The sequence below is a fragment of the Actinomycetospora sp. genome, from assembly GCF_055612215.1.
The window spans coordinates 1-3,152 of the sequence record NZ_JBVPVA010000061.1; the positions used below are offsets into that span (position 1 = coordinate 1).

A 3,152-nucleotide genomic window follows, 5' to 3' on the forward strand; every position below is an offset into this window, starting at 1 on the left:
ACCTGCTCTGCGGGCTGGCGCGCCGTCGTCGGGTGCTGTCCCAGGAGTCGGCGGTCAAGTACTTCCTGCTGGGCGCGTTCGCGTCGGCGTTCTTCCTCTACGGCGTCGCCCTGCTCTACTGCTACGCCGGCTCGGTGCGGCTCTCCGACATCGCGGCCGCGGGCGCCGGCGGCCTGCGCTCGGACACGCTGCTCTTCGGCGGGCTCGCGCTGCTCGTCGTCGGGCTGATGTTCAAGGCCTCCGTCGGCCCGTTCCACACCTGGACCCCGGACGTCTACCAGGGCGCCCCGACCCCCGTGACGGCGTTCATGGCCGCGTGCACGAAGGTCGCGGCGTTCGGCGCGATCCTGCGGGTGTTCACGGTCGCGTTCGGGACCACGACGGCGGAGTGGCGCGGCGTGCTCTGGGCGGTCGCGATCGCGTCGATGGTCATCGGGACGCTGCTGGGGCTCACCCAGACCGACCTCAAGCGGATGGTGGCCTACTCCTCGGTGGCCCACGCGGGGTTCCTGCTCATCGGCTGCCTGGCGATCACCCCGGCCGGGCTGTCCGGGACGCTGTTCTACCTGCTCGCCTACGGGTTCACGACGATCGCGATCCTCGGGCTGGTGTCGCTGGTGCGCACCGGCGACGGCGAGGCCACGCACCTCTCGGCCTACGCCGGGCTGGGGACCCGGTCGCCGGTGGTGGCCGGGGCCCTGTCGTTCTGCCTGCTCGCGCTCGCCGGCGTGCCGCTGACCAGCGGGTTCACCGCGAAGTTCGCGGTGTTCTCGGCCGGTCTGGGTGACGGCATGGCGCCGTTGGTCATCGTCGGGTTGGTGTGCAGCGCGATCGCGGCGTTCTTCTACCTGCGCGTCATCGTGCTCATGTACTTCTCCGAGCCGGCGTCCGACGGACCGTCGGTGAGCCTGCCCGGACCGCTGACCACGGTGTCGATCACGGTCGGCGTCCTGGTCACCCTCCTGCTCGGCGTGGTGCCGACGGCGGCCCTGGACTGGGCGGCCGCCGCCCGGTTCCTCGGGTGAGTTGTCGGCCCGCCGGGTCCGGAACGTCGGCAAGGTTGACAATGTGACCGTGCAGAGCTCCACACCGGCCGGCTCCTCACCCACGGCCGCGACCCAGGTCGCCGGCCTCCCGATCCACGACGAGGGACTCGCCGCCGAGGTCACCGCGGGCCTCGACCGCGTCGAGCACCTGCTGCGCCAGGAGGTCCACAGCGACTACCGCTTCGTCGCGGACACCTCGCTGCACCTCATCGAGGCCGGCGGCAAGCGGTTCCGGCCGTTGCTGACGCTGCTGGCCGCGCAGTGCGCGGGCGGCACCAGCGAGGAGGTGGTCGTCGCGGCGACCTCCGTGGAGCTGGTGCACCTCGCCACGCTCTACCACGACGACGTCATGGACGAGGCCGTCCTGCGCCGCGGCGCCCAGAGCGCGAACGCGCGCTGGGACAACACCGTCGCGATCCTCACCGGGGACTACCTGTTCGCGCACGCGTCGCGCCTGGTCTCGCAGCTGGGCCCGGAGGCGGTGCGGATCATCGCCGAGACCTTCGCCGAGCTCGTCACCGGCCAGATGCGCGAGACCCGCGGGCCGCGCGGCGACGACCCGGTCGAGCACTACATGGCGGTCGTCGCCGAGAAGACGGGCTCGCTGATCGCCACGGCGGGCCGGTTCGGGGCGATGTTCTCCGGCGCGGACGCGGCGCAGGTCGAGGCGCTGCGCCGGTTCGGGGAGATCATGGGCACGGCGTTCCAGGTCTCGGACGACATCATCGACATCGCGTCGCCGTCGGGGGCCTCCGGCAAGACCCCCGGGACCGACCTCCGCGAGGGGGTGGCGACGCTCCCGGTGCTCTACGCGCTCGCCGACGGCGGCCCCGAGGCCGCCCGGCTGCGCGAGCTCGGCGTCGGCGAGAAGGAGATCACCGACGACGCGGTCATCGCCGAGGCGCTGGACGTGCTCCGCGGCTCCGAGGGGCTCGCGCGGGCGCGGGCGGCCCTCGACGCCCAGGCCGACGCGGCGCGCGCCGAGCTCGCCGGGCTGCCGGCCGGTCCCGCGCGCGACGCGTTGTCCGCGCTGCTCGCGTACACCGTGGAGCGGGTCGGCTGAGGGTCACGAACCCGCGGCCGGTACCGGAGGCCCCGACACCGACTTCCTCGCACGGACCTCGCGGCGGTGCACCCGCCAGCCGTCGAGCGCGAAGACGCCCAGCGCGAGCCACACGAGCACGAAGCCGATCCAGCGCGCGGGCGGCATCGGCTCGTGCTCCACGAGCACGCCCCAGACGAACTGCAGCGTCGGGTTGACGTACTGCAGCAGGCCCAGCGTGGCGAGCGGCAGCCGGCGGGCGCCCACGGCGAAGAGCAGCAGCGGGACGGCGGTGACCGGCCCCGCGGAGATCAGCAGCAGGGTGTGGACGGTGCCGTGGCCGAACGTCCCGGTGCCGATCTCCTGGAGCCAGACGAGGTAGCCGATCGCGACCGGGCCGAGCAGGAACCCCTCGGCGGTCAGGCCGGCGACCGGCGCGAGCGGCACCCGCTTCTTGAGCAGTCCGTAGAAGCCGAAGCTGCCCGCGAGGACGAGCGCGACCCACGGCAGCGCCCCGGTTCCCGCCCACAGCACCGCGACCGCCACCGTCGCGACTCCGACCGCCACCCACTGCATCCGCCGCAGCCGCTCGCCCAGGACGAGGACCGCGAGCACGACCGAGACCAGCGGGTTCACGTAGTAGCCCAGGGCGCTCTCCACGACGCGGCCGTGGGTCACGCCCCAGATGTAGACGCCCCAGTTGACGGTGATGAGCGCCGACGCCGCGGTGATCGTCACCCAGGTCCGCCACGACTGCCCCCGCAGCTGCGACCAGCCACGCATCAGCGTGAGAAGGACGAGCATCGCGACGAGCGTCCACGCGATCCGGTGCGCGAGGATCTCCACCGATCCGGCCGGCTCGAGCAGCGGCCAGAACGCGGGGAAGGTGCCCCAGAAGACGTAGGCGCCGAGCGCCGCGACCAGCCCGGACCGGGGCGGCCGGGCCGTCGGGTCGATCACGCCGGCTCGGTCCTCGCCCTCGTCGGCCACCCCTCGACCCCATCACGGCGACGGCGGGCGGCGCACGGGAGTTCGGTGTCTGACGGGGCACACCGGCTCGGCCG

The 3,152-nt window shown here is 73.4% G+C and carries 3 protein-coding genes; 2 read left to right on the plus strand and 1 reads right to left on the minus strand.

The genetic code is table 11. The features are described 5' to 3' along the window. Both nuoN and AC0CYZ_RS01340 read left to right on the plus strand, forming a co-directional pair. The coding region (gene nuoN / locus AC0CYZ_RS01335; protein WP_472211403.1) for an NADH-quinone oxidoreductase subunit NuoN at positions 1-1,025 on the plus strand (1,025 nt) is incomplete at its 5' end. A 49-nt stretch (positions 1,026-1,074) separates the two neighbouring features. Next, the gene (locus AC0CYZ_RS01340) at positions 1,075-2,109 is read left to right on the plus strand and encodes a polyprenyl synthetase family protein (RefSeq protein WP_472211409.1); all 1,035 of its coding nucleotides are present in this window, start codon (positions 1,075-1,077) and stop codon (positions 2,107-2,109) included. 3 nt (positions 2,110-2,112) lie between these two features. Here AC0CYZ_RS01340 and rarD read toward each other — a convergent pair whose 3' ends face one another. After that, entirely contained in the window at positions 2,113-3,048 is a 936-nt protein-coding gene (gene rarD / locus AC0CYZ_RS01345) for an EamA family transporter RarD (RefSeq protein WP_472211406.1), read from the minus strand. Between the last annotated feature and the right edge of the window lie 104 nt (positions 3,049-3,152).